General features: G+C 58.0%; 31 protein-coding genes and 1 tRNA gene. 22 read left to right on the forward strand and 10 right to left on the reverse strand.

Annotated features, from left to right (window positions below; all coding sequences use genetic code 11):
• Nucleotides 1–167: 167 nt before the first annotated feature.
• Nucleotides 168–1,097: a site-specific integrase gene (locus ACIPL2_RS04050; RefSeq protein ID WP_401353168.1), complete on the reverse strand. Its 930-nt coding sequence runs from the start codon at nucleotides 1,095–1,097 to the stop codon at nucleotides 168–170.
• Between the two features lie 178 nt (nucleotides 1,098–1,275).
• Between ACIPL2_RS04050 and ACIPL2_RS04055 the strand changes: the two genes are divergently transcribed.
• Nucleotides 1,276–2,286: a DNA-binding protein gene (locus tag ACIPL2_RS04055; protein WP_401353170.1), complete on the forward strand. Its 1,011-nt coding sequence runs from the start codon at nucleotides 1,276–1,278 to the stop codon at nucleotides 2,284–2,286.
• Here the strand turns inward: ACIPL2_RS04055 and gorA are convergent.
• From gorA to galU, 3 genes are all read right to left on the reverse strand, one after another.
• Nucleotides 2,283–3,641 (reverse strand): glutathione-disulfide reductase, encoded by a 1,359-nt coding sequence (gene gorA / locus ACIPL2_RS04060; RefSeq protein WP_401353171.1) that lies wholly within the window; start codon nucleotides 3,639–3,641, stop codon nucleotides 2,283–2,285. The genes ACIPL2_RS04055 and gorA overlap by 4 nt on opposite strands.
• 107 nt (nucleotides 3,642–3,748) lie before the next feature.
• Complete coding sequence (locus ACIPL2_RS04065) at nucleotides 3,749–5,278, reverse strand: MFS transporter (protein ID WP_401353173.1); 1,530 nt, start codon at nucleotides 5,276–5,278, stop codon at nucleotides 3,749–3,751.
• Between the two features lie 316 nt (nucleotides 5,279–5,594).
• Nucleotides 5,595–6,434, reverse strand: coding sequence for a UTP--glucose-1-phosphate uridylyltransferase GalU (galU, locus tag ACIPL2_RS04070; RefSeq protein WP_064678069.1), 840 nt, complete (start codon nucleotides 6,432–6,434; stop codon nucleotides 5,595–5,597).
• Between the two features lie 268 nt (nucleotides 6,435–6,702).
• Between galU and ACIPL2_RS04075 the strand changes: the two genes are divergently transcribed.
• Nucleotides 6,703–6,891, forward strand: coding sequence for a hypothetical protein (locus tag ACIPL2_RS04075; RefSeq protein WP_054050563.1), 189 nt, complete (start codon nucleotides 6,703–6,705; stop codon nucleotides 6,889–6,891).
• Nucleotides 6,892–7,031: 140 nt separating this feature from the next.
• Complete coding sequence (locus ACIPL2_RS04080; RefSeq protein WP_059405465.1) at nucleotides 7,032–7,313, forward strand: hypothetical protein; 282 nt, start codon at nucleotides 7,032–7,034, stop codon at nucleotides 7,311–7,313.
• Nucleotides 7,314–7,325: 12 nt separating this feature from the next.
• Here ACIPL2_RS04080 and ACIPL2_RS04085 read toward each other — a convergent pair whose 3' ends face one another.
• Nucleotides 7,326–7,556 (reverse strand): hypothetical protein, encoded by a 231-nt coding sequence (locus ACIPL2_RS04085; protein ID WP_059405466.1) that lies wholly within the window; start codon nucleotides 7,554–7,556, stop codon nucleotides 7,326–7,328.
• Between the two features lie 72 nt (nucleotides 7,557–7,628).
• The gene (locus tag ACIPL2_RS04090) at nucleotides 7,629–7,985 is read right to left on the reverse strand and encodes a hypothetical protein (RefSeq protein ID WP_401353176.1); all 357 of its coding nucleotides are present in this window, start codon (nucleotides 7,983–7,985) and stop codon (nucleotides 7,629–7,631) included.
• Between the two features lie 212 nt (nucleotides 7,986–8,197).
• On the opposite strand from ACIPL2_RS04090, the gene ACIPL2_RS04095 reads away from it, so the two are divergent.
• From ACIPL2_RS04095 to ada, 6 genes are all read left to right on the forward strand, one after another.
• Nucleotides 8,198–8,500, forward strand: a complete 303-nt coding sequence (locus ACIPL2_RS04095; protein ID WP_007900033.1) for a DUF1883 domain-containing protein — start codon at nucleotides 8,198–8,200, stop codon at nucleotides 8,498–8,500.
• 30 nt (nucleotides 8,501–8,530) lie between these two features.
• Nucleotides 8,531–8,707 (forward strand): hypothetical protein, encoded by a 177-nt coding sequence (locus tag ACIPL2_RS04100; protein ID WP_401353178.1) that lies wholly within the window; start codon nucleotides 8,531–8,533, stop codon nucleotides 8,705–8,707.
• A gap of 126 nt (nucleotides 8,708–8,833) precedes the next feature.
• Nucleotides 8,834–9,340, forward strand: a complete 507-nt coding sequence (locus ACIPL2_RS04105; protein WP_401353180.1) for a methylated-DNA--[protein]-cysteine S-methyltransferase — start codon at nucleotides 8,834–8,836, stop codon at nucleotides 9,338–9,340.
• Nucleotides 9,337–10,041 (forward strand): 2OG-Fe(II) oxygenase, encoded by a 705-nt coding sequence (locus tag ACIPL2_RS04110; RefSeq protein WP_401353182.1) that lies wholly within the window; start codon nucleotides 9,337–9,339, stop codon nucleotides 10,039–10,041. The genes ACIPL2_RS04105 and ACIPL2_RS04110 overlap by 4 nt, the downstream gene beginning before the upstream one ends.
• Entirely contained in the window at nucleotides 10,031–10,711 is a 681-nt protein-coding gene (alkB, locus tag ACIPL2_RS04115; protein WP_401353183.1) for a DNA oxidative demethylase AlkB, read from the forward strand. The genes ACIPL2_RS04110 and alkB overlap by 11 nt, the downstream gene beginning before the upstream one ends.
• A gap of 87 nt (nucleotides 10,712–10,798) precedes the next feature.
• A complete protein-coding gene (gene ada, locus ACIPL2_RS04120) occupies nucleotides 10,799–11,863 on the forward strand; it encodes a bifunctional DNA-binding transcriptional regulator/O6-methylguanine-DNA methyltransferase Ada (RefSeq protein WP_401353185.1) in 1,065 nt (354 codons plus the stop codon).
• Here the strand turns inward: ada and ACIPL2_RS04125 are convergent, their stop codons facing one another.
• On the reverse strand, nucleotides 11,864–12,847 hold the full coding sequence (locus ACIPL2_RS04125; RefSeq protein ID WP_401353187.1) for an MDR family oxidoreductase: 984 nt from the start codon (nucleotides 12,845–12,847) through the stop codon (nucleotides 11,864–11,866).
• Between the two features lie 247 nt (nucleotides 12,848–13,094).
• Here ACIPL2_RS04125 and ACIPL2_RS04130 point away from each other — a divergent pair, with 247 nt between their 5' ends.
• From ACIPL2_RS04130 to ACIPL2_RS04170, 9 genes are all read left to right on the forward strand, one after another.
• Nucleotides 13,095–14,159 (forward strand): NAD(P)H-dependent flavin oxidoreductase, encoded by a 1,065-nt coding sequence (locus tag ACIPL2_RS04130; protein WP_401353189.1) that lies wholly within the window; start codon nucleotides 13,095–13,097, stop codon nucleotides 14,157–14,159.
• 243 nt (nucleotides 14,160–14,402) lie between these two features.
• Nucleotides 14,403–15,161 carry a molybdate ABC transporter substrate-binding protein gene (gene modA / locus ACIPL2_RS04135; RefSeq protein WP_401353191.1) on the forward strand — a complete coding sequence of 253 codons (759 nt, stop codon included), beginning with the start codon at nucleotides 14,403–14,405 and terminating at the stop codon, nucleotides 15,159–15,161.
• Nucleotides 15,162–15,842 carry a molybdate ABC transporter permease subunit gene (modB, locus tag ACIPL2_RS04140; protein WP_401353193.1) on the forward strand — a complete coding sequence of 227 codons (681 nt, stop codon included), beginning with the start codon at nucleotides 15,162–15,164 and terminating at the stop codon, nucleotides 15,840–15,842.
• Between the two features lie 3 nt (nucleotides 15,843–15,845).
• Nucleotides 15,846–16,925 (forward strand): molybdenum ABC transporter ATP-binding protein, encoded by a 1,080-nt coding sequence (gene modC, locus ACIPL2_RS04145; RefSeq protein WP_401353195.1) that lies wholly within the window; start codon nucleotides 15,846–15,848, stop codon nucleotides 16,923–16,925.
• A gap of 76 nt (nucleotides 16,926–17,001) precedes the next feature.
• Entirely contained in the window at nucleotides 17,002–18,042 is a 1,041-nt protein-coding gene (locus ACIPL2_RS04150; RefSeq protein ID WP_401353197.1) for a DNA topoisomerase IB, read from the forward strand.
• 70 nt (nucleotides 18,043–18,112) lie between these two features.
• Entirely contained in the window at nucleotides 18,113–18,334 is a 222-nt protein-coding gene (locus ACIPL2_RS04155; RefSeq protein WP_401353199.1) for a hypothetical protein, read from the forward strand.
• Between the two features lie 127 nt (nucleotides 18,335–18,461).
• Nucleotides 18,462–18,692 carry a hypothetical protein gene (locus ACIPL2_RS04160; RefSeq protein ID WP_007946177.1) on the forward strand — a complete coding sequence of 77 codons (231 nt, stop codon included), beginning with the start codon at nucleotides 18,462–18,464 and terminating at the stop codon, nucleotides 18,690–18,692.
• A gap of 312 nt (nucleotides 18,693–19,004) precedes the next feature.
• The gene (locus ACIPL2_RS04165) at nucleotides 19,005–19,289 is read left to right on the forward strand and encodes a hypothetical protein (RefSeq protein ID WP_401353201.1); all 285 of its coding nucleotides are present in this window, start codon (nucleotides 19,005–19,007) and stop codon (nucleotides 19,287–19,289) included.
• 156 nt (nucleotides 19,290–19,445) lie between these two features.
• On the forward strand, nucleotides 19,446–19,871 hold the full coding sequence (locus ACIPL2_RS04170) for a hypothetical protein (RefSeq protein ID WP_401353203.1): 426 nt from the start codon (nucleotides 19,446–19,448) through the stop codon (nucleotides 19,869–19,871).
• Here the strand turns inward: ACIPL2_RS04170 and ACIPL2_RS04175 are convergent, their stop codons facing one another.
• Complete coding sequence (locus ACIPL2_RS04175; protein ID WP_401353205.1) at nucleotides 19,872–20,528, reverse strand: TetR/AcrR family transcriptional regulator; 657 nt, start codon at nucleotides 20,526–20,528, stop codon at nucleotides 19,872–19,874.
• A 150-nt stretch (nucleotides 20,529–20,678) separates the two neighbouring features.
• Between ACIPL2_RS04175 and ACIPL2_RS04180 the strand changes: the two genes are divergently transcribed.
• From ACIPL2_RS04180 to ACIPL2_RS04190, 3 genes are all read left to right on the forward strand, one after another.
• Nucleotides 20,679–21,515, forward strand: coding sequence for an NAD(P)H-binding protein (locus tag ACIPL2_RS04180; protein ID WP_401353206.1), 837 nt, complete (start codon nucleotides 20,679–20,681; stop codon nucleotides 21,513–21,515).
• A 163-nt stretch (nucleotides 21,516–21,678) separates the two neighbouring features.
• Complete coding sequence (locus ACIPL2_RS04185) at nucleotides 21,679–21,885, forward strand: hypothetical protein (protein WP_401353208.1); 207 nt, start codon at nucleotides 21,679–21,681, stop codon at nucleotides 21,883–21,885.
• A gap of 160 nt (nucleotides 21,886–22,045) precedes the next feature.
• Nucleotides 22,046–22,780, forward strand: a complete 735-nt coding sequence (locus ACIPL2_RS04190) for a metallophosphoesterase (RefSeq protein ID WP_401353210.1) — start codon at nucleotides 22,046–22,048, stop codon at nucleotides 22,778–22,780.
• Between the two features lie 216 nt (nucleotides 22,781–22,996).
• On the opposite strand, the gene ACIPL2_RS04195 is transcribed toward ACIPL2_RS04190, so the two are convergent.
• Entirely contained in the window at nucleotides 22,997–23,746 is a 750-nt protein-coding gene (locus tag ACIPL2_RS04195) for a hypothetical protein (RefSeq protein WP_401353212.1), read from the reverse strand.
• 131 nt (nucleotides 23,747–23,877) lie between these two features.
• Between ACIPL2_RS04195 and ACIPL2_RS04200 the strand changes: the two genes are divergently transcribed.
• Nucleotides 23,878–24,294: a hypothetical protein gene (locus ACIPL2_RS04200; RefSeq protein WP_401353214.1), complete on the forward strand. Its 417-nt coding sequence runs from the start codon at nucleotides 23,878–23,880 to the stop codon at nucleotides 24,292–24,294.
• 327 nt (nucleotides 24,295–24,621) lie between these two features.
• Here the strand turns inward: ACIPL2_RS04200 and ACIPL2_RS04205 are convergent.
• Nucleotides 24,622–24,708 (reverse strand) — tRNA-Leu (locus ACIPL2_RS04205).
• Nucleotides 24,709–25,057: the final 349 nt, after the last annotated feature.

Consider the following 25,057-nt stretch of genomic DNA (forward strand, 5'->3'; position numbering starts at 1 on the left):
CAGCTGTCGAGCCTGCGAGGCTGCGTTCGGCTGCGAAGCAGTCGTAAAACCAGAACTCACGGTGTGTCAGGGAATCCATGCCAGCCGGGTTTGCGACTGCTTCGCAGCCGAACGCAGCCTCGCAGGCTCGACAGCTGCTACAACGGATCGCATTGCAGCGGAATTGATCAGGGTTGTTCGGCGATGCGGTTCATCCCGAGAAACGGGTTGGCATCGACATAGCGCATGGCCGATTTCATGTCCTTCCAGCCGACGTAACTCATCAGCGACTTCAAATCCCAACCGCTTTGATGGGCCCACGTCGCGAAGCCGCGTCGCAGGGAGTGACTGGTGTAGTGCTCGGCCGGGATGCCGGCGCGCTCCAGCGCCTGACGCAATAACGGAATCACACTATTGGCGTGCAAGCCTTCCTCGCTCAAATGACCCCAGCGGTCAATGCCTCGGAACACCGGCCCACGCACCAGTGCGGCTTCAGTGATCCAGGCGATGTACGCCTGCACCGGACACAACCGCTGCAACGCAGGCGTCTGATACGTCTTGCCGAGGTTTTCGCGATCGCTTTTGCTGCGCGGCAAGTAGAGCGTGATTCCGGAACCGGCGCTCGCTTGCACGTGCTCAATCTGTACGCGGCAAAACTCATCGCTACGAAAGCCACGCCAGAAACCTCGCAGGATCAACGCCGTATCGCGCCTGGCCCGCAACAGCGCCGGCCGATCGTTGGCAGACTGGGCGGTTTGCGCTTCCAGCTCCAGCCATGCGACCACTTGCTCCAAATGCTGAAGCTGCAACGGCTCGGCCTGTTTCTCCTGGGCCGGGTGCAACGCCCGAATCCCCTTGAACACCTTGCGCACCACCGGCGCCTTGGTGGGATCGGCAAAACCCTGACTGTTGTGCCACTGAGCCAGCGCTGACAGACGCAGCTTCAAGGTATTGATCGACAACACGCCCGCATGGGCCACCAGATAGCGCGCCACGCTGTCGCCGGTCGCCGGCAAAAATCCACCCCAACTGACTTCGAAGTGCTCGATCGCCGCCCGATAGCTGCGACGGGTGTTGTCGCGGGTGGCGGCTTGCAGGTAACGATCCAGCTCAGTCATGGGCTCACATCTCGAAGGCGTACTGCTTTTACGGGTCAAAACCCGGTGAATCGTTCATCACACGGGGTAATACCAGTATATCCCGTGTCAATTACATCAAGTATTTAACTTTTATTGATGAATGGTACAATGTGTATTGTGGTGGTATGTACCACATTACGAAATCGTAGGAGAACTCATGGCTCGTGGCGGTGTAAACAAAGCAGTGGTGCAAGCGGCACGCCTGGCAATTTTGGCGCGCGGCGAAAACCCAAGCATCGACGCAGTACGGATCGAGATGGGCAACACTGGCTCGAAAACCACGATTCATCGGTATTTGAAGGAGCTGGATGACGGCGTCGAGCGCGCCGAAGCGCCGCCCGCCCCCATCGACGATGAGCTGGCAGGACTGGTGTCGCGGCTGGCGCAACGCCTCAAGGAGCAGGCGCAAGAGCCGATTGACCAGGCTCGCGAGGAGTTCGAACAGCAAAGAAAAGAGCTGGAAACCCGGCTACAGGCCGCTGATCAGGCCAACACCCAGCTGCAAGAGCATTACGAAGTTCAAAGCCTGGCACTGACCCAGGAATCCGAGGCGCTGCAAGACACTCGCGCCCTGCTGCAGACCGAACACACTCGCAACGCCGGTCTGAACCAGGCGTTGGCCGATTTCGAATTACGCTTGCAAGACAAGGACGAGCAGATCCGCTCCCTTGAAGAGAAACACCTGCATGCGCGCGATGCGCTGGAACACTACCGCAACGCCGTCAAGGATCAGCGCGAGCAGGAACAACGTCGCCATGAAGGCCAGGTTCAGCAGATTCAGATGGAATTGCGCCAGGCTCAGCAAAGCGCAATGGTGCGCCAGGATGAGATCACGCAATTGCACCGTGACAACGAGCGCCTGCTGACGGAGAACCGTGGGACCTTGAGGGAACTGAGCCTGATGCAGGATCAGCTGAAGCAGAGCAACAGCCGACAGGATCAGCTGCTGGAGCAAGCCACTCGCGTCGACAGCGAACGCACCCTCCTCCAGGAACGCTTGCGCGTCGCCCTGCTGGAGAGTCAGTCACTCAAACAGAGCGTCGACGAGCAGTCGCAGATCAACCAGTCACTGGAAATCGAATTGACCAAGGCCCAGGCCGATCTGGCAGAAAGCGTACGCCTGGCAGCTGCCGCGAAGGCAATGCCAGACGCAGCTAAGGACGCTTAACCGGCGACCGGCGTACGCATGGTGACAAACTCTTCGGCGGCCGTCGGATGCACACCGATGGTTTCGTCGAAGTCACGCTTGGTGGCGCCGGCCTTCAAGGCAATCGCCAGGCCCTGGACGATTTCGCCCGCATCCGGCCCGACCATGTGGCAACCCAGGACCTTGTCGGTCTTGGCGTCCACCACCAGCTTCATCAGCGTGCGCTCCTGGCATTCGGTCAGGGTCAGCTTCATCGGCCGGAAACGGCTTTCGAAGATCACCACGTCGTGGCCGGCTTCGCGCGCTTCTTCTTCGGTCAAACCGACGGTGCCGATGTTCGGCAAGCTGAACACCGCCGTCGGGATCATTTTGTAATCCACCGGACGGTACTGCTCAGGCTTGAACAAACGACGCGCGACGGCCATGCCTTCGGCCAGCGCGACCGGCGTCAGCTGCACCCGACCGATCACATCCCCCAGCGCCAGGATCGACGGCTCGGCGGTCTGATACTGCTCGTCAACCTCGACAAAGCCTTTCTTGTCGAGTATGACGCCGGTGTTTTCCAGCCCGAGATTGTCCAGCATCGGACGCCGTCCGGTGGCATAGAACACGCAGTCCGCCTCCAGTTCGCGACCGTCCTTGAGTGTGACTTTGAGGCTGCCATCAGCCTGCTTGTCGATGCGCTCGATGTCGGCATTGAATTGCAGGTCCATGCCGCGCTTGGTCAACTCTTCCTGCAAATGCTTGCGCACCGCACCGTCGAAGCCGCGCAGGAACAATTCGCCGCGATAGAGCAGCGTGGTTTCGGCACCCAGGCCATGGAAAATCCCGGCGAACTCGACGGCGATATAACCACCGCCCACCACCAGAACGCGCTTGGGCAGCTCTTTGAGGAAGAACGCCTGGTTGGAACTGATCGCGTGTTCATGCCCCGGAATCTCCGGAATCTGCGGCCAGCCGCCCGTAGCAATCAGAATGTTCTTGGCAGTGAAACGCTCGCCATTGATCTCGACCTGATGCGGATCGACGATCTTGGCGTGGCCTTCGTGCAAGGTCACACCGCTGTTGACCAGCAAGGTGCGATAGATACCGTTCAGGCGATTGATCTCGCGATCCTTGTTGGCGATCAACGTCGCCCAATCGAACTTCGCCTCACCCGGCGTCCAGCCAAAACCTTGCGACTGCTCGAAGTCTTCGGCGAAGTGCGCGCCGTAGACCAGCAACTTCTTAGGCACACAGCCGACGTTCACACACGTACCGCCCAGATAACGGCTCTCGGCCACGGCCACTTTCGCCCCGAAACCAGCCGCAAACCGCGCAGCCCGCACACCGCCGGAACCGGCGCCAATCACATAAAGGTCAAAATCGTAGGCCATTTTCAATCTCCTCGGCAGGCCACCAGCATACCTGCGGGTGGCCATTGAGCAAGCATTGCACTGAAATGCTTGGGCTGTGCGATGCCGGGCCCAACCTTCATTTTCAATCAATGTCCCTTTGCAGGTTGCGCTTTCGGTATCCGCAAAGTGCACCAAGCAATCAAAATCGCCATAAGCGCCAGACCGAACGTCACCCACGAAACCAATCCGATCCCACCTTCGAAAGCCCTTCCAGCCTGCGTCATCAACTCACTCGCTTGATCAGGTGATAAGTCTGCCGACACATGATGGGCGCCAGACAGCGTCTCACTGGCCAGCATCATCTGCACTTCGCTCAGGAATCCCGGAAGCTGCAACGTACCGCGATAGTAGGCGGTGACGAGACCGCCAAGCACAGTCGTCCCCAAAACCACCCCCACTTCGTAGGCCGTTTCGCTAATGGCCGACGCAGCGCCTGCCTTTGCCGGCGGCGCGGCTGACAAAATCACATCATTGGACACCGTCGCGATCGCGCCCACACCAATGTTCAGCAAGGCAAAAGCCACCACTAGAACAATCAGGCTGCTGCCCATGCCGGCGACCAGCAAAAACGCCGCTCCCGCAAATGCCATCAAAATTGGTATCAGCACATGCACTTGTAATCGCTGCGCGACTGGCACGACCGCCATCCCCACAACAATCGCCATGATCTGACCTGGCACTAAAGCGAGGCTGGCATTCAACGGCGACATCTGAAGAACGATCTGCAGGAACTGAGTGGTAAAGAATACGAAGCCGACGAGAAACGCGAGACTCATCAAATTGATCACGACCGAGCCCCTAAAGGTGCCGCTGCGGAACAGACTCAAGTCCATCAGCGGTTCTGACAGGCGTAACTGCCGACGCACAAACATCCAGCCCGCAACCGTGCCTACTGCAAATGCTGTCAGCGCCATCCAGTCGATACCATTACTGGCGCTGTGTTTAATGCCATAAACAATGGCACCGAGAGCCACCATCGATTGCAGGATGCTAATCGGATCAAAAGATCCTGAAGCATCTCGCTCGGATTCCGGCAGCAACAGTGGTCCCAATACCAGCAATGGCACCAACAGGGGCACCGCCAACAGGAAAATTGCCCCCCAACTAAAGAACTCCAGCAATACCCCACCGACTAAAGGACCGAGTGCCGAACCTACCGTCAAAGTAGTAGCCCATATCGCGACCGCTAATCGACGTTCCTCTCGATCCTCGAACACCGAACGTATCAATGCCAAAGTTGAGGGCATCAACATCGCACCGAAAACGCCCATACACGCTCGCCCGGCGATCAGTTGCATGGCGGAATCGGAATACGCGGTCAGCACCGACACTATGGCAAAACCAAAAGACCCGGCCATCAACAACTTACGGTGACCGACTCGATCTCCCAGACTACCCATCGACACCAGCAATCCCGCCAATACCAGCGAATAAGCATCGATCATCCACAACTGCTGGCTAGCACTCGGACGCAGGGCTTCGGCAATTTTCGGTAAGGCAAATCCAAGTATTGTGTTGTCAACTGTTACCAGTAATACCGGGAGCATTAATACGTTCAAACCAAACCAGCGTTTCGGTCTTGCTCCACAGGGCGTTGCATCACTTTCTCGTTCCATGGCAAAAACTCTCCTCCTGTCCCGCATTCGAACATGGCATCAAGCCCCATGCCCTACTGCGGATCATCAGCAACAAGGTGATTCGATCCCTCTTCTATAATTTCGCAATGCCCATATTCAATTAGAAAATTGTTTCACTTGGTGTTTTTTAGATAATTCAACAAACCCGTTAAAAATGTAGGAAAAGGACTTCAGATCGAACCCATTAAATGCGGGCGCAAAAAAAAGCCCCGACCGAAGTCGGGGCATTTTTTATACTTCATCCGTGTTTTTACACAGCCTGAAGTCAGCTTTTCGTTACAAGCAGATCAAGCTATCAGTAAGCCTTGCCCGTCTTGTAGAAGTTCTCGAAGCAGAAGTTGGTCGCGTCGATGTAGCCTTCGGCGCCGCCGCAGTCGAAACGCTTGCCTTTGAACTTGTAGGCCATGACGCAGCCGTTCTGGGCCTGCTTCATCAGGGCGTCGGTGATCTGGATTTCACCGCCCTTGCCTGGCTCGGTCTGTTCGATCAGGTCGAAGATGTCCGGGGTCAGGATGTAACGACCGATGATCGCCAGGTTCGACGGCGCGTCTTCAGGCTTTGGTTTTTCGACCATGCTGTGAACGCGGTAGATGTCGTCGCGGATCATCTCGCCGGCAATCACGCCGTATTTGTGGGTTTCTTGCGGATCGACTTCCTGGATGGCCACGATCGAGCAGCGGAACTGTTTGTACAGCTTGACCATCTGGGTCAGTACGCCGTCGCCGTCGAGGTTGACGCACAAGTCATCCGCCAGGACCACGGCGAACGGTTCGTCGCCGATCAGCGGACGACCCGTCAGGATGGCGTGGCCCAGGCCTTTCATTTCGGTCTGACGGGTGTAGGAGAACGAGCAGTTGTCGAGCAGCTTGCGGATGCCGACCAGGTATTTTTCCTTGTCGGTGCCCTTGATCTGGTTTTCCAGCTCGTAGCTGATGTCGAAGTGGTCTTCGAGGGCGCGTTTGCCGCGACCGGTGACGATGGAAATTTCGGTCAACCCAGCGTCCAGTGCTTCTTCGACGCCGTACTGGATCAGTGGCTTGTTTACCACCGGCAGCATTTCTTTGGGCATGGCTTTAGTCGCTGGCAGGAAGCGAGTACCGTAACCGGCTGCTGGGAACAAGCATTTCTTGATCATATAAGTCCTTGAAAGGGCTGTGTGTACGAGTTTCGGCGCAGTCTAATCAGGCGGCGCGCACCTTACAATGCCCCGCGCTGGCTAACCGATGCCATCATAGAGAAATATTCTCGCGGATAGTTCCGCTGGCTCTTATAGATAGCAGACACCGACAGAATTGCACGACCTGTCAGCCGAAGACAATCTGCACCACCATACGCCCATCGGCACCATCTGCGTGCATTTGGCGGTATCATTGCGCGATTGAACCAGTCAACGAGGCAGATAGATGTCGGTAGCAAAGAGCGTCAATGGGTACCTGATCAATCAGGCGAAAGACGGCCAGTGGTGGGTAGACAGCGTCGCCGGCGAGAATATTGCCGGACCTTTCCCGACCGAAGCGTTGGCGATCGAGGTGGCATCGGTGTTGCAAGATCAACCCGCCGGCCCGAAACGGCGCGGCAAAGACAAGTCCTGAGCAGCACCTGACCAGATGAAGCCCTGCCGTTAGCGCAGGGCTTTTTTGTGATTGGCTGCACGATCGTGGCCAATCGCTATAACCTTTCGATGCCGGCGCTGTCACAGGCTTAGCCCCATCATCCTGACGACGACAACGACATGAATAAATTTTTGCCCCTGATTGCAGTATTGGCCCTGAGCGGCTGCGCCACGTCCGAAAAAACGGTCCTGAACAACGGCGAGCAAGGCCTGAGCATCGACTGCTCCGGTGAAGCCAATTCCTGGGCCACCTGCTACGAAAAAGCCGATGCCTCCTGCGCCGGCACCGGTTACCGAATCGTCGGTACCGACGGAACCCCTTCGACCAAGGAAAGCGACAAGACCCTGGGCGTGGACGTCGGCAACTACAAGAACCGCAGTGTCGTGGTGGTCTGCAAGTAAGGGCGCCCTGCCCTACATGTGAATTTCGGCGAACTTGATCCCGAGACCGCGTACGGTCTCGACCAACTCGTCGAGGCCACTGAAGGATTCGACTTCGTCGTTTTCATCCACCAGGAAGTAACTGCGCCCGGCGCTCTTCTTGAAAAACACGATCCATTCCCCCGGGCTCGCCGGATTCTGAATGACGTGCGTGGCAGAGATATGACCCTCTGCATGGCGTTCCCGTACCTGCTCTCGCTTCATGCTCGACTCCAGAAATGACAATGCCGCCAAAGCATTGCTTTGACGGCATCGGTGCTGATGGTCGACAGTCTATCAGCCGGAAATGCACGTGTTGGCGGCTTTCTGTACGTCCTTTGGACGCACCGGCACATTGGACATGCGCTCATGCAGCTTGATGCTGCTGCCCGTGGAACGGTCTTCGATGTCAAAGACGGCGGCCGGCGCCGACGAAAATTTGGCCGGGACGATCACACGCATGCCGTCCTTATGTGGCTCCACCTGCAGCGCGCCACGCGTGTCGGCCAGTTGTTCGACCAGGCATTGCGCATACTCATGGGGCTTCTTGCCGGAGATCACGCTCATGGTGGGGAGCGACTGATTGATTTCGTCGACATTCGCACAACCACTGATCGCCAATGCCAGCGGCAACACCCACACACCCCACTTCATATGAAACCTCCGATAAAGACCCTCCGACAGCACAAATGCCAATTTTCTCCGAGGCTCACTGCTTTTATGGCTCATAGAATTCCGATTAACTGTTTTTAATTGCCAAAGCGGACCCCGACGACCGGATAATAACCTGTTCGGGCTGATAAACTGCGCCAATCGCCCATGCTATCGTTTTGATTTTGTAGAAAAAGCCCTTCTGGAGGCGCCTCATGAAATTTATCCACCAGCGCGAGCACCTGAACGAAGACGACATCGTCGTCATCCAGTGCTCCCAAATGTGCAACATCCGTTTGATGAACGACGCCAATTTCCGCAGCTTCAAGAATGGCGGCCGCCACACGTACCATGGCGGAGCGTTTGACACGTTCCCGGCGCGGATTACTGCACCGAGCACCGGTTTCTGGAACATCACCATCGACACGGTCAACCGCCGGCCGATCAGCGTGACCCGCAAACCGACCCTGACTCACTCGATCAAGATCATCCGCCGCTCCAGCTCGAAACTGAGCTGAGTAACGCGTCCCACACCAAGACAGACAGGTATGACCGTGGCCCAAACGACCAAGTACGTCATCAAATACAAACTCAACGGCGAACGCCGCTTCGAATTTGCCCAGCTTGAACAAGGCACCGAAGCAGAAGCCAAGGCCGCGCTGGACGTCATTCATGGCCAGAGCGACGACGTCATCAGCGACATCAGCGTCAGCAAAGCGCTGTAACGCGATCCGGAGCGACAACATGGACGTCTGCTCCTCGCGTGCAAATTTGACCGCAAGCGCCGGAGTGTTCGCTCCAACAACGCGCCCTAGACTGGCCACCTCAACCTTTGGTTAAGGAGTCAGAACATGCCCGCTTCCACAATTCGCTTCATTACCGGTACTTCCAGCCTCGGCATCCTGATGCTGGCGTTCAGCGCCGACGGTCTTTGCGCGTTGCTGCTGGGTGATGATCTGGCGGCGCTGGAACATGATCTTGCCCGGCGTTTCCCCGGCCAGCAGCCGCCACAGCGCGATGAAGGTTTGAGGCCGGCGCTGGAGCAAACCCTGCGCCATCTCGAAAACCCGCACACCGCCCTTGATCTGCCACTGGATCTTATCGGTAGCGTGTTTCAACGGCGTGTCTGGGAGGCCTTGCAACAAATACCGGTCGGTCAAACCGCCAGCTACCAGGAGATCGCCCGGCAATTGGGTCAACCCAAAGCCTTTCGGGCGGTGGCCAATGCTTGCGGCGCGAACCCGCTGGCGGTGATCGTGCCGTGCCACCGGGTGCTGCGCCAGGATGGCAGCCTCGGCGGTTACCGTTGGGGCCTGGAACGCAAACGGCAACTGCTGGATCGCGAGGCCCGGGGATGAGCGAGCACTACCTGAACAAGCTGGATTGGGCCATGCTTGAACAGCAACTCGATCAGGACGGTTGCGCGGTGATCAAATCACTGTTGAGTCGCAAGGCCTGTGATGAAGTGAGCGCGCTGTACCCCAACTCCGAGCCGTTTCGCTCGCAGGTGGTCATGGCTCGCCACGGTTTCGGCCGTGGCGAGTACAAGTACTTCAACTACCCGCTGCCAGACCTCGTCGCCCGGTTGCGCAGCGCGCTTTACCCTCGACTGGTGCCGATTGCCAATCGCTGGTACGAGCACATGGATCTGCCGACCCGTTTCCCCGCCACCCATGAAGCCTTCCTCGAACGCTGCCATGCCGCCGGTCAGGAACGCCCGACGCCGCTGTTGCTGCAATACGGCCCGCAGGACTACAACTGCCTGCATCAAGACCTGTACGGCGAACACGTTTTCCCGCTGCAAGTGGCGATTCTGCTGTCTGAACCGGACGAAGAGTTCACCGGTGGCGAATTCGTCCTGACCGAACAGCGCCCACGGATGCAGTCGCGCCCGCAGGTCATTGGCTTGAAAAAAGGCGACGGGCTGATCTTTGCCGTCAATCAACGACCGGTCAAAGGGGTTCGCGGCTATTACCGGGTGACGCTGCGTCATGGCGTCAGTCGCCTGCACAGCGGAAAACGGCATACCCTTGGAATCATCTTTCACGATGCATTATGACCCCATGAAACCGAGCACTTTCGATCTGTTTGCCGACACCGAACTCGAGCAGCAGCCCAGACGCGATCAGATTGGCGAACAGTCCTACGTCTTGCGCGGCTTTGCCCTGCCCTGGCTGGAACGGTTGCTGCCTGCGCTAGAGGCGGTTTTGGCCGCCGCGCCGTTTCGGCAGATGGTCACGCCGGGCGGCTTCACCATGTCGGTGGCGTTGAGCAGTTGCGGCACGCTGGGCTGGACTACCGATCGCAGCGGTTACCGCTACACCCGCAACGATCCGCAGACCGGCCAACCCTGGCCGGCGATGCCCGAGGTGTTTTTCGAGCTCGCGCAAGCGGCGGCCCGGGAAGCCGGGTTTGCGGATTTCGTGCCGGATTCCTGCCTGATCAATCGCTATGTTCCCGGGGCCAAGATGTCATTGCACCAGGACAAGGACGAAGGTTCCTACGCCGCGCCCATCGTTTCGGTGTCGTTAGGATTGCCGGCGATGTTCCTGTTCGGCGGCTTCGAGCGTGGCGACAAGAGCCAACGGGTGCCGCTGTTGCATGGCGATATTGTGGTCTGGGGCGGCGTCGATCGTTTGCGTTATCACGGCGTCTTGCCGATCAAGCAAGGAGTGCACCCGCGACTCGGGGAACAACGGATCAACTTCACTTTTCGTACCGCGGGATGAAGCCCTCGAATTTGACCGCAAGACCCGGAGTGCGGCGAGCCCGGCGACTGGTTAGTCTGCCTGAAACGGGTCAACGGACATGAAGCCATGACAAACCATCCAACAAAGATCGCCATCGAGAACGACCCGCGCTGGGCCGCCGTGGTCGCGCGCGACCCTCGCGCTGACGGGCAGTTTGTCTATGCGGTGAAAACCACCGGCATCTACTGCCGCCCCAGCAGCCTGGCGCGGTTACCGAAACCGCAGAATGTCGAATTCTTCGACACCGCCGAGCAGGCCCAGGCGGCCGGTTATCGTCCGAGCAAACGCGCCGCGAAGGATCAAAGCGACGTCGCCGCGCAACATGCCGCCACCGTGGCCGCGGCTTGCCGACAAATCGAAACCGCCGAGACTGTGCCGGCACTGAGCGAACTGGCCGTTGCGGCCGGCCTCAGCAGTTTTCACTTTCATCGGGTGTTCAAAACCGTGACTGGATTGACGCCCAAGGGCTATGCCACGGCCCACCGTTCACGCAAGGTCCGTGAGCGTTTGACCGATGGCGGCTCGGTGACCGACGCGCTGTATGACGCTGGCTTCAACTCCAACAGCCGTTTTTATGAGTCAGCGGATCAGTTGCTGGGTATGAAGCCCGGCGATTACCGCGCGGCGGGGCAGAACAACGATATTCGTTTTGCCGTCGGCCAGTGTTCCCTGGGCGCGATTCTGGTGGCGCAAAGTGAGCGCGGGGTTTGCGCGATCCTGCTGGGCGATGATCCGCACCAACTGGTCTGCGACCTGCAGGACAAGTTTCGGCGGGCCAATCTGATCGGTGCCGATCATGAATTCGAGCAATTGATCGCCAAAGTCGTCGGTTTCATCGAAGCCCCGGCCATCGGCCTGGATTTGCCGCTGGACGTGCGCGGCACGGCGTTTCAGGAGCGGGTCTGGCAAGCGTTGCGGGAAATTCCTGCCGGCAGCACCGCCAGTTACGCCGATATCGCCCAGCGCATCGGCGCGCCAAAAGCCGTTCGCGCCGTGGCTCAAGCCTGTGGCGCAAACAGTCTGGCGGTGGCGATTCCGTGTCATCGGGTGGTCCGCAGCGACGGCAACTTGTCGGGCTATCGCTGGGGGGTGGAGCGTAAGCGGCAGCTACTGGCGCGGGAAACGCAATAATCAGCGGTTCACATCCACCACCACTCGCCCGCGCAATTGACCGGCGAGCAACCGTGGCGCGGCGTCGATCGCTTCGCTCAAACCGATTTCGTGGCTGATCAGCGGCAGCAAGGCGAAATCCAGATCCTCGGCCAGACGATTCCACGCCTGGATTCGCTTGGCTTTCGGTTGGGTCACGCTGTTGATCCCGGCAAGGGTCACGCCGCGCAAAATGAACGGCGCGACTGACGCCGGAAAGTCCATGCCCTGAGCCAGCCCGCACGCCGCGACCGTGCCGTTGGCCTTGGTGCTCGCGCAGGCGTTGGCCAGGGTGTGGCTGCCCACCGAATCAACGACCGCCGCCCAGCGTTCCTTGGCCAAAGGCTTGCCCGGTTCGGACAGGGTGGCGCGGTCGATGATTTCGCTGGCGCCCAGCTGTTTCAGGTAGTCATGCTCAGAAGTCCGGCCGGTGGACGCAACCACCCGATAGCCGAGCCTGCTCAGCAACGCGATGGCGAAACTGCCGACACCGCCGTTAGCGCCCGTGACCAGGATGTCGCCCTGTTCGGGTGTCACGCCGTTATGTTCCAGCGCCAGGATGCACAGCATCGCCGTGTAACCCGCCGTACCGATGGCCATCGCTTGCGCGGCGGTAAATGCCTTGGGCAGTGGAATCAACCAGTCGCCATTCAGGCGCGCCTTCTGCGCCAGACCGCCCCAATGCCCTTCACCGACACCCCAGCCATTGAGTACGACCTGATCACCGACCTTGTAGTCCGGATGCCCACTGACTTCGACAGTCCCCGCCAGATCAATGCCCGGCACCATCGGGAATTTTCGCACCACCGGGCTGCTGCCGGTGATTGCAAGACCGTCCTTGAAATTCAGCGTGCTGTACGCCACACGCACGGTGACATCGCCCTCGGGCAACTGATCGTCATTGATCTCTTGCAGTGTGGCCCGGTAACCGCTGTCGTCTTTGTCGATCAATATGCCTTTGAACATCACTGCTTCCTCTTGGATATATCAGTTGTTGTGCAATTGAAATATCACAAAGCAACAGGTTGCCGCACCCGACTTTAAGCCAATCCGGGTGATTGCTCCCCGGTTACGTGACCTGCGGTCGAGTGGCGGATTGCATCAACGTTGAAGGGGACGCTCACCAGCCATACACTCGACGGGTCGCGTGCCTTTTATAGCGGGTACGGACTCCGCTCTACCCTGCCCCGTTTTCACGTCGGAGAATCTGCAAATGAGCCAATGGCCAGACACCCGCATTCTTGATCTGCTCGGGATCGAGCTGCCCATCATCCAGGCGCCCATGGCAGGCGCCACCGGTACGGCCATGGTGATTGCAGCGAGCAACGCCGGCGGCCTGGGCTCGATGCCCGCCGCCATGTTGACCACCGAGCAGTTGCGTGAGGCGCTGAAGACGATTCGCCAACACTGCCAGCGTCCGATCAACGTCAACTTTTTCTGTCATCAACCCCCGGCTGCCGATGAGCAACGCGCCCGCGACTGGAAGCATTTGCTGGAGCCGTATTACCGCGAACTGGGCGTCGACTTCGACGCACCGACGCCGGTGTCCAATCGAGCGCCGTTTGATAACGCTACCTGCGAAGTGATTGAGGCGTTTCGTCCTGAAGTCGTGAGTTTTCACTTCGGCCTGCCGGAAAAGTCCTTGCTGGACCGCGTGAAAGCCACCGGGGCAAAAGTGCTGTCGTCGGCAACCACTGTCGAGGAAGCTGTCTGGCTGGAGCAGCAGGGCTGTGACGCGATCATCGCCATGGGTTACGAAGCGGGAGGCCATCGCGGGATGTTTCTCAGCGACGACCTGAGCAGTCAGGTGGGCCTCTTCGCGCTGGTGCCACAGATTGTCGATGCGGTGAAAGTGCCGGTGATTGCGGCGGGCGGCATTGCCGATGCACGCGGCGTCGCGGCGGCGTTTTTGCTGGGGGCTTCGGCGGTACAAGTGGGCACGGCGTACTTGTTCAGGCCAGAGGCCAAGGTCAGTGCGTCGCACCACAAGGCGTTGCGCACGGCCAAGGAAAGCGAGACCGCCGTCACCAACCTTTTCACCGGTCGTCCGGCCCGTGGGATTCTCAATCGGGTGATGCGTGAAATCGGCCCCATGAGCGATAAAGCACCGGCGTTCCCGCTCGCGGGTGGTGCGTTGATGCCGTTGCGGGCCAAGGGGGAAGCGGACTTCAGCAACCTCTGGGCGGGGCAGGCGTTCACATTGGGGGTTGAATTAACGACGGCAGAACTGACCCGACGCCTGGCCGAAGAGGGATTGGCGAAACTGGTTCGTGCATAGCCCTTGTAGCAGCTGCCGAAGGCTGCGTTCGGCTGCGCAGCAGTCGTAAATCCAGCCTACACGGTCAGTCTGAAACACCGCAGTGCCTGGTTTCACGACTGCTGCGCAGCCGAACGCAGCCTTCGGCAGCTGCTACAGGATTGCGTGCGATTTCAACGAACGTTCCGTTTGCAGGCAATTCGCTATATATTCAGCTATATAGCGTTCACCCCCTCGTTGCAGCGCCTATTACGGAGCCGTTTCATGACCATTCGTGCCTCACGTTTTGCCCTCACAAGCCTTCTCGCTGCACTGGCCTTCGGGTCTGCCCACGCGGACGAAGTCCAGGTCGCTGTCGCTGCCAACTTCACCGCGCCGATTCAAGCCATCGCTGCCGATTTCGAGAAAGACACCGGGCACAAACTGGTCACGTCCTTCGGTGCAACCGGCCAGTTCTACACCCAGATCAAAAACGGCGCGCCGTTCGAAGTGTTCCTCTCGGCTGACGACACCACCCCGCAGAAACTCGAAACCGAAGGCGACACCGTCAAGGGTTCGCGCTTCACCTACGCCATCGGCACCCTGGCGTTGTGGTCGGCCAAGGACGGTTATGTCGATGCCAAGGGCGATGTGCTGAAAAAGAACGAATATCAGCACCTGTCCATCGCTAACCCGAAAGCCGCACCGTATGGGTTGGCAGCGACGCAGGTGCTGGCCAAGCTCGGCCTGACCGACAAGGTCAAGGACAAAATCGTTGAAGGCCAGAACATCACTCAGGCCTACCAATTCGTGTCCACCGGCAACGCTGAACTCGGCTTCGTCGCCTTGTCGCAGATCTACAAAGACGGCAAAGTCACCAGCGGTTCGGCGTGGATCGTTCCGGCCAGCATGCACGAGCCGATCAAACAAGACGCGGTGATCCTCAACAAAGGCAAGGACAATCCGGCCGCCAAGGCGCTGGTTGACTACCTCAAAGGTCCGAAAGCCGCCGCTGTCATCAAATCCTACGGTTACCAACTCTAAATGACGCTTTCGAGTGCCGACTTTTCCGCCATCTGGCTGACCCTGAAACTGGCGTCCCTGACGACGCTGATTCTGTTGATCATCGGTACTCCGATTGCGTTATGGCTCTCGCGCACCCAATCCTGGTTGCGCGGCCCGGTCGGGGCGATCGTCGCCCTGCCCTTGGTGCTGCCACCCACGGTGATTGGTTTTTATCTGTTGCTGGCGCTCGGCCCTAACGGGTTTGTCGGCCACTTCACCCAGTCACTGGGGCTCGGCACCCTCACGTTCAGTTTTGCAGGGTTGGTGATCGGCTCGGTGCTCTACTCGATGCCGTTCGTGGTACAGCCCCTGCAAAACGCTTTTTCCGCCATCGGCACCCGCCCGCTGGAAGTCGCCGCGACGTTGCGCGCCAATCCCTGGGACACCTTTTTCAGCGTGATCCTGCCGCTCGCCCGACCCGGTTTTATCACCGCCGCCATTCTCGGTTTCGCCCACACCGTCGGTGAGTTCGGCGTGGTGCTGATGATCGGCGGCAACATTCCCGACAAGACCCGCGTGGTCTCGGTGCAGATCTACGATCATGTCGAGGCGATGGAATATGCCCAGGCCCATTGGCTGGCCGGGGCGATGCTGGTGTTCTCGTTTGCCGTGTTGCTGGCGCTCTACTCCAGCCGCAAAACCAAAGCGGGCTGGAGCTGATCGATGATTCATACGCGTCTGAAACTGAAATATTCAGGGTTCGCACTGGATGTGGATTTGCAGTTACCGGGGCGCGGCGTCAGCGCACTGTACGGTCACTCCGGTTCGGGCAAGACCACTGTGCTGCGCTGCGTCGCCGGCCTGGAACGGGCCGAACAGGGTTTTATCCAGGTCAACGACGAAGTCTGGCAGGACAGCGACAAGAAGATTTTCGTCGCACCGCACAAACGTGCGCTGGGCTACGTCTTTCAGGAAGCCAGTCTGTTTCCGCATCTTTCGGTGCTGGCCAACCTGGAATTCGGCCTCAAGCGAATTCCCAAACAACAGCGCCGGGTCGATCTGGCTCACGCGACTGAACTGCTCGGGATCGGCCATTTGCTCGATCGCCATCCGCAGCACCTGTCGGGCGGTGAACGGCAGCGGATCGGCATCGCCCGCGCGCTGCTCACCAGCCCGAAGCTGTTGTTGATGGACGAACCGCTGGCCGCGCTGGACGCACAACGTAAAGGTGAAATCCTGCCTTACCTGCAACGGCTGCACGACGAACTGGATATTCCGGTGCTGTACGTCAGCCATTCCCAGGATGAAGTGGCACGACTGGCCGACCACATCGTGTTGCTCAGCAACGGCAAGGCGCTGGCCAGCGGCCCGATCGGTGAAACCCTGGCGCGCCTCGATCTGCCGTTGGCGCTGGGCGATGACGCGGGTGTGGTGATCGAGGGTCATGTCAGCGCTTATGACAGCCACTATCAGCTGCTGACGTTGCAACTGCCCGACACCACCCTGAGCATTCGCGTGGCGCATACGCCGATGGACGCCGGTCAGGCGCTGCGCTGCAAGGTCCAGGCGCGGGATGTCAGCCTGAGCCTGCACAGCGTCGAGCAAAGCAGCATCCTCAATCGCCTGCCGGTCACGGTGGTCAGTGAAATGGGCGCCGACAACGCCGCCCACGTGCTGATCCGCCTGGACGCGGCGGGCACCCCGCTGCTGGCGCGGATTACCCGCTTCTCCCGCGACCAATTGGGCGTACACCCCGGCCAGCCACTCTGGGCGCAGATCAAGGCGGTAGCAGTGCTGGCGTAAATCCGTCGGCACGACTGCAACGGCGCGCGGTCAATGGCTGTAACGGCCCCCTGATCCGATGCCAAGGACTACTGCCATGCCCGACACCGCGCTGCTTGATGTACTGCCGCCCGACCTGCATTACGTCGATGACACCTTGCCCGGAATCACCCGCAGGAAACTGCGCGGCAAATTCTGCTATTTCGATGCAAAGGGTCAACGCATCACCGATCCGGACGAAATCAAACGGATCAACGCGCTGGCCGTGCCGCCGGCGTACACCGACGTGTGGATTTGCGCCGACCCGCGTGGCCATTTGCAAGCCACCGGCCGCGATGCCCGAGGCCGCAAGCAATACCGCTATCACCCGCGCTGGCGCGAAGTCCGCGACGCCGACAAATACTCGCGCCTGCGGGACTTCGGACTGGCGCTGCCAAAGCTGCGCAAACAGCTCGAAGCCCTGCTGGAAGCCCCCGGTTTCAGTCGCGACAAGGTCATGGCCACGGTCATCACGTTGCTCGATGCAACGCTGATCCGCGTCGGCAATACCCAGTATGCGCGGGACAACCGTTCCTACGGACTGACCACCCTGCGCAACCGTCACGTCGAGGTCAACGGCAGCGCAATCCTGTTCCAGTTCCGTGGCAAGAGCGGCGTCGAACATCAGATCACCGTGAAAGACCGGCGCCTGGCGCGGATCGTCAAGCGCTGCCAGGAAATTCCCGGGCAAAACCTGTTTCAGTACCTCGATGAAAACGGTGAGCGACACACCATCAGCTCCTCTGACGTCAACGCCTACCTGCAAACCCTCACCGGCGCCGACTTCACCGCCAAGGATTACCGCACCTGGGCCGGCAGTGCCCTGGCGTTGGCGGTATTGCGCGAGTTGCAGTGGGAACCGGAGTCGGATGCCAAGCGGCATGTGGTGGAGATGGTGAAGAACGTCGCCAGACAGCTGGGCAACACCCCGGCGGTGTGCCGCAAGTGCTACATCCATCCTGCTGTGCTTGACGGTTTCCTCATCGGCGCACTGGCCGAGTTGCCTCGGCCGAGAACGCGTAAAGGTCTTCGGGCCGAGGAAGTCGGGCTGGCGATGTACCTGGAAAAGATGATCGAGGCGACAGAACCGACGAACTGACCTGTCTATTTTTTGCACGATTGCAAATGACTTCTATAGTTGTTCTGAACGAATTAGCTGCGGTGACGCCATGGAAGACATTTTCGTTGTGAAGCGTTGCAACAAGATCATTATTCATGGCCGCCGCGCCGGGGAAGCCAGTCATCAACCGCCTGACGCCGCTGTCTGGTTCCGAATCACCGACACCCGCACGCACGGCTTCATCGGTGACGGTTTCGATGTTGAAGAAGACGCCCAACGTGAATGCCACCGGCTCAACGCCAGGTCACAAATGACGGTCCGGCTCGGCTGACATCCACCTGTCGTTTCCGGGTCTATACTGACGTTAGCTGAAGGATTAGCGACCCCAACGGCAGACAGCTCGCACCCAGCGGGCTTTTTGCTGCCATTTACAGGTTTCTTGAACGGAGGTGTTTGCCATGTCCGAAAAAGAGTCCATCACCACCCTGCTGACCCTGCTTGACTCTCGCCAGGCTCGCCTGGCCGCGGCGTGCAAGGAAATCGCCGACTGGGTCGATCATCAAGGCGGGCACCCGACAGCCCTGCGGATTCGCGATCGTCTGAACGACATCGAGAAGGACACGCCACTGATTCGCAACACACTGTCGTCGCTCAAACCCGTCGATCCGCCGCTGCCACGGTTCAGATGATTCAATCCGGGCTCGCGCATCGAGGACACGGCCTGATTCAGGGCGCATGAACGGCGACGTTATCGTCACCGGGTGCGTCCTTGCCTGATTGCCCGCGATTACATCCCCAACCCAGCCTGGCGCTGGGATTTTTTTATTGCGAAAAATTCCCTTTCACACAGCCTTCACATCTCAAGCCTTACTGTGAGCCCACTCCTTTTGATGAATCCCTTGGCCCGCCCGCACGCGGGCCTTTTTTTGGCCTTTTACCCGGCAGCGAACGTCACCGCCCACTGAAGGTCAAACGATCACACGTCACCAAGGAGACGTCTGATGGTCACTCACTTCAAAGTCGGCGGGCACCTGGCCTGCGGTCACACCGGCAGCAACCTGGTTTCAACCAAAGAACTGACCCGCGTCAAATGCAGAAGCTGCCGAAACACCGATGCATTCAAGGACGCGCGCAAAGACCAACGCAACGCCGCTCGGCGCGCCGCACGCAAAGCCAAAACCACCCATACCGCCAATGACTGGCGCGCAGCCTGGACCGAGCGCCTGACGGCCATGGCCGGTCGGCAACGGTTGCCTCGTGGTTTTTCCGGTCAACCCTTCGTTTAGCTGACAACTTCGGCGGCTGACTCGACTGAAACCGGGTCAGCCGCCCAGTACAACCTGTCAAAATCAGAAAATCGGATGGAACGAGACGGTTCATCATCTTTCGAAACCTATAGGCCCTGACTTCGCACACAGGCCGCTATTGGAGAGGAAATCCTGATGAACAGTCGATTGCTGCTTCTGATTGCCAGCCTCAGCCCGACCTTGGCGTTTGCACAAGGATGCGACGTCATCACCCGCTCGCAAAGCCCTTCGGTTCCAGTGGTTGAAACCCACACTTGCTATGAATACGAAGGCATGCCGGTGGACGCCATTGATTGGTCGTGCAGCAACGAGAGCAAGGAGATGCTGACCAGCACCAAGAAAAAAGTCGCACAGTGCGGCGATCACTATCAGGCGACCTGCCTGGCGACATTGACCCAAGAATCCCTGGCGAACCCTCAGTCCATTAGCAAGGACAAGAACAGCAAGTCGCTGAACATCCCCGCCAATGCGCAAATAACCACTTATTACTACGGCGCTGAACACCCGCAGCAAGCCAAGATCGATTGCGAAACCGGTGGCGGGCGCTGGACGCAGAAATAACTATGAGCCGGGCGTTTTCACCGCCAGTGGCTGCATGATTTCGCGCAGCGACATGCGCTTGAAGGCCTCGACCAGACGCCGCCCTTCCTCGGGCGCGCATGAGATCGCCAGGCGCATCGTCGCCTCTCCCAGTTGCCAGATCAGAAAGGCAGCGTCAGCGACCTGTTGCGCATCAATGCCTGGATTGACCCGCAGCATCGCGTCGGCCAGTAACGCCCCGGCAACACGGCTTTCCTCCAGCTCCAGCTCCAGCAACTGCTTGTCTGCCTGCATCCCCGACCAGATATCACGCATCGCCGGCGTCGCGAGCACGATCTCGTAATACTGGTCGAGTAGCTCCGAATACGCGCTCCGCAGCCCTTGTTCATCCTCGACCGCCGCCAGCGCTTCCTCGATACAGCGCCGGCTCTCGGCGTTATAGCGTTCGGCCAAGGTGCGAATGACCGAACTCTTGTCGGGAAAGTACTGATACAGCGATCCGATCGAGATCTCGGAGCGCTCGGCAATTTCACTCATCTTCACTTGATCGCTGCCCTTGGTCGCGATCAGTTGCGTCGCCACCGCCAGGATTCGCTCCTGGCGCTCACGACTGCGTTGTTGCGTGGGGTTGCGCCGAGTCGGTTCTGGAACAGATTGCTCGGTGGTTTTCTTGCGCACTGGCGTGGTTCCCGATCAGTAACGTGACATAGGCTCACCTTAGCACCGCACGTCGGTTTCATCGATTCCGTTGGTTGACGATAGAACGTGAGCGTTTATCATCTTTTAAACATGAGCATCACTCACATTAACCCGACGGAGATGAACGCGATGAATACCACACAAGAAACCATCCTGATTCTCGGTGCGACAGGCAAAACCGGACGGCGCATCACTGAACGCCTGCAAGCCGCCGGCCTACCCGTTCGCCTCGGCTCGCGCGCCGCGACGCCGGCCTTCGACTGGGAAGACCAAACCACTTGGGCTGCGGCGCTTGATGGCATTCACGCGGTTTACATCTCCTATCAACCGGACCTCGCCGTCCCCGGCGCGCTCGAAACGGTTCAAGCATTCACCGACCTGGCCGTCAAAAGCGGCGCTGGCAAACTGGTGTTGCTGTCCGGTCGCGGTGAAGTCGAAGCGGAACAGGCCGAACGCGTCGTACAGAACAGCGGCGTCGACTGGACCATCCTGCGCGCCAGCTGGTTTTTCCAGAACTTCAGCGAGGCGCACTTTCTGGAGCCGATCGTTCAGGGCGAACTGGCCCTCCCCGTCGGCGACATTGCGGAGCCTTTCGTCGATGCAGAAGACATCGCCGAGATCGCGGTCGAGGCGCTGACCCAACCTGGGCACTCAGGCCAACTCTATGAACTGACGGGACCACGCGCACTGACCTTTGCCGAGGCCGTGGAAGAAATCGCCCAAGTGACCCGACGCGATATCCGTTTCGCCGCCGTGCCAGCGGAAGCTTATCGTCAGGCGTTGGAACAGGCAGAGCTGCCGGCGCAACTGATCGACTTGGTGCTGTACCTCTTCACCACCGTACTCGACGGTCGCAATACACCGGTGGCCGATGGCGTACAGCGTGCGTTGGGTCGGCCGGCGCGGGACTTCACTGATTATGTCCGGCGCACAGCCGCTTCGGGCGTGTGGGCAAACGAAGGTTGAAATAGCAGTTTTGTGTGGGCTTGCGAGTACCCGTTATTTCCACCTCTACGCAAGCACGACTGCCTGGTCATTTTGTTGGCAACAAAGCGCTTCCTCAACTAGGGTTTCTATCGCATCGACTGCGGCGCCTTTGGTGGCGGGCACCTAATCAAGGAGGAGACAGATGACAACAATCCATATCACCGAGCAGACCTATCGCACCTGGTCCAGCCCGATCTTGCTTGAACTCAAGGAGAGAGAACATCAGCTGGACCCTATCGCTCGCCAGGCCTTGCAAAATGTCCTGGTCGAAAGAAGGCTGGTGGACATCGGCAATCCTGATGGGAGTAATCGGCGTAAAGCCGATTCGACCACTGGCGACGGCCAATAGCTGCCGCCAGCAGAAATAGCGGACCAGAAACAAATAAGGGTTTGCCTCAGCTTTCGCGCGCAAACCCTTGATTCAAAAATCGGCGACCTGCACCCGTCACTTCCTGGCCTAAACTCAACTGATCACCAATTAGTCGGTGAGTAACAGGCGAGGCATTCCCATGCTGGAAACTTTGGAAGCGCCGCGCGTGAAGCGCTTCGCCGCGAACGTCGCCGGTCGAGATTTCGCGGTCGGCGACATTCATGGCTACTTCACTCGCGTGCAGGCCGCGCTGGATGCGGCCGGGTTTAATCCCTCGCTCGATCGCCTGTTCAGTGTGGGCGATCTGATCGACCGCGGGCCCGAATGCCGCGACGTTCTTGATTGGCTGGAAAAACCCTGGTTCCACCCGGTGCGCGGAAACCATGACGACTACGTGGTTCACTTCGACACCTGCGACGTCGACAGCTGGATCTACAACGGAGGTTCCTGGTTCGCCGGCCTGTCGCTGCCCGAACAGCAACACTTCGCGACGCGTTTCGCCGAACTCCCTATCGCCATCGAAATCGAAACCGCACAAGGCCTGATCGGCATCGTGCACGCCGACTGCCCGCTGCCATCGTGGGAGGCATTGCGAAACGAACTGGAAACGCCAGAAAGCGATGAGCGTTTGGCACACGTGCAGACCCGGTGCATGTGGTCACGACGGCGAATTGATCAGTTTGAGACGCATGGCGTTGGCGGGCTGCGTGCACTGGTTGTCGGGCATACACCGCTTCAAAAGCCCGTCAGGCTGGGCAATGTGATTCACATTGATACCGGTGGTTGGAAAGATCGTGGGTTTTTCACGCTTCTGAATCTTGAAACGTTGGAAACTATTCCTTCAGTTCCACCAAACCCATTTAGTCATCGTTGAATCGACAAAGCACAAAAGATCCACCAAACCAAAATCTCCTATAGATATATCTTAGGAGAATGCATGATGCCCGATGAATACGGAATGCCGACCGATAAGGAGATTCTTGCGGCGCGAGATAGGGAGCGTAAAAAATCTAAATTCCTCATAAAACTAAAGTCGAATTACTCGATACTCCATAAGTTTATCGGTAAAACATCTATATCCAGCAGCACTTCAGATAGTACTCTTGGACGTCGAACGAAACGAATGCTGGGTCATCCCGCTTTTAACTTGAATAACGAATTTCTCGAACGCATCTTCAAAACGACTTGATTCCGCCATCAGGTGCAAGTTGGCATCAATCATTCCAAAATTGCTAATACGGCCTAGCACCGAACACAAGTTACCCATATACCTACTTACATTTTCTTCATTGAAGCCACTGGGCGTATATCCACTTATATAAACCTGCTCGGTCTCCACTGAGACATTGCGCACACATATCTCACCAGTCAAATTCATAACAGCAAACACCCATCGTTCAATCAACAGATCTCCAGGATGTCGAAGATACTCAATTATTGAAAAATATGACTTCTTCCATCCTTCAAGCCTTTTTAAGTCACCTTCTACTTTAAACTGCAACAACGGATTCCGATTAGTAGGAAACACCCTATCATACAAGTTAACACGATCATAAAAAACAACACCTAGATCCCGCTCCGTTTGAGTCAGCATCTCATCGAATTGCTTTCGGTGTTCAGCTAAATTACTTAGTCTTTCGCTACTACGACTACCAGCGGCCATTTGTGCAGAAATTTTAGCGCTCTGCCAAGCCGCAATTGCAGCGGCCAAAGTTCCTAAGGCTGAAATCATTCCAATAAAATCTGTCAAACCCAACTGCCCAGGGACAATTTTGGAAAAAACAATCCCAGAGGCAAACAAAGCGCAACAAAGCGCCCAAACCAACCAATCCTTACCCAATTTTCCACTCCACTTCGCTGAACATACCTACGCGCCAACAAGCCCACCGCACTTTTGATTAGGCCACCATCAAGCCCTATACAAATACCGCACTTCAACGAATCACGCCAGCCGGCGAGTAGATTACCTACATGGAACCCAATGAGTATTCCTGCGAATGCTTTGAGCGACAAATAGTGACTGCACTAGCCGCGCTTGATCTGGCAGCTGTCGCCGAGCTTGCCCACCGCCTCTCAGCGCAGTGCGTCTACCCTAGCGCCGAGCGTGTAGAGTTGCTGAAGGATATTTGGCGGCTTGAAAGCCTAACGAGCTGCTGCAAAAAGAGCTCTACTGCCTGGAATCATGCAATAAGCACGTTCGCCGTATTCGGAATGAATGAGCACTTAGCCCATGAGGAGACGAAGCGCAAGGTTCGCGACTTCAAGATTGAGAAAGGTCAGCGCATTGAACTGTCCGAGTCAATGACTCTAAGCCGTCGGGGTTCAGTTGATCAAGATCATGTTCAGCAGGCGAGTCGCGCACTCAGCAGTATGCTCGATGGCCCTTAATACGCCTCAGGTGGCACGGGACGCAACCGGAAGCTGGGTTAGTGCCGCGACGTCATCATCAGAGCGAAGATTAAGCTGCAAGACGAACAACGGTGAGAGCCTGCAGGATGTGGCATAACATCGAAGTTCTGCGTAGGCATCGAGCCCCCCAACGAGACATGGCACCACGACAGGATCCTCACCGAACCGTTCTAAGAAAATACATTCGCAGTCGCGTAGGAAAGCAAGTCTCGCCTACTAAGTGAATTGCGACCCAATGCCAGAATTGCGACCCAGAAACAAACAAGGGCTTGCATCAGCTTTCGCCCGCAAACCCTTGATTTTAGATGGTGCCCGAAGCCGGAATCGAACCGGCACGCCCTTACGAGCGGGGGATTTTAAGTCCCATGCGTCTACCAGTTTCGCCATTCGGGCGGTAGCGCGGTGAAGCGGTCTGACGCTGCGCAGAACAACCTGGCAGTTCTGACGCTTGTGCAGCAGAGGTGGAAATATATACATCCCACCCCGGTGAAGCAAGGTCGCAGATGCCCTTTTCAAGACTAAATCTTGCAGCGCAGTGCAAATAAAAAAGCTCCGTAAATCATAGATCTACGGAGCTTGTTTAAGGTGGAGGCCTAGGTCGGAATCGAACCGACTTGGCTGGATCTGCAATCCATCCACAACACAAGCAATTTCAATAGGTTAGCATCATTAGCGTTTCGCAAGCTACTGATTTTTAAAGGCCTGTGCTCCTCGGTTATCGAGGAGCCGGTTTCAGGATTCG

The sequence above is a fragment of the Pseudomonas sp. NPDC086251 genome (genome assembly GCF_044746405.1).
Classification (GTDB): Bacteria; Pseudomonadota; Gammaproteobacteria; order Pseudomonadales; family Pseudomonadaceae; genus Aquipseudomonas.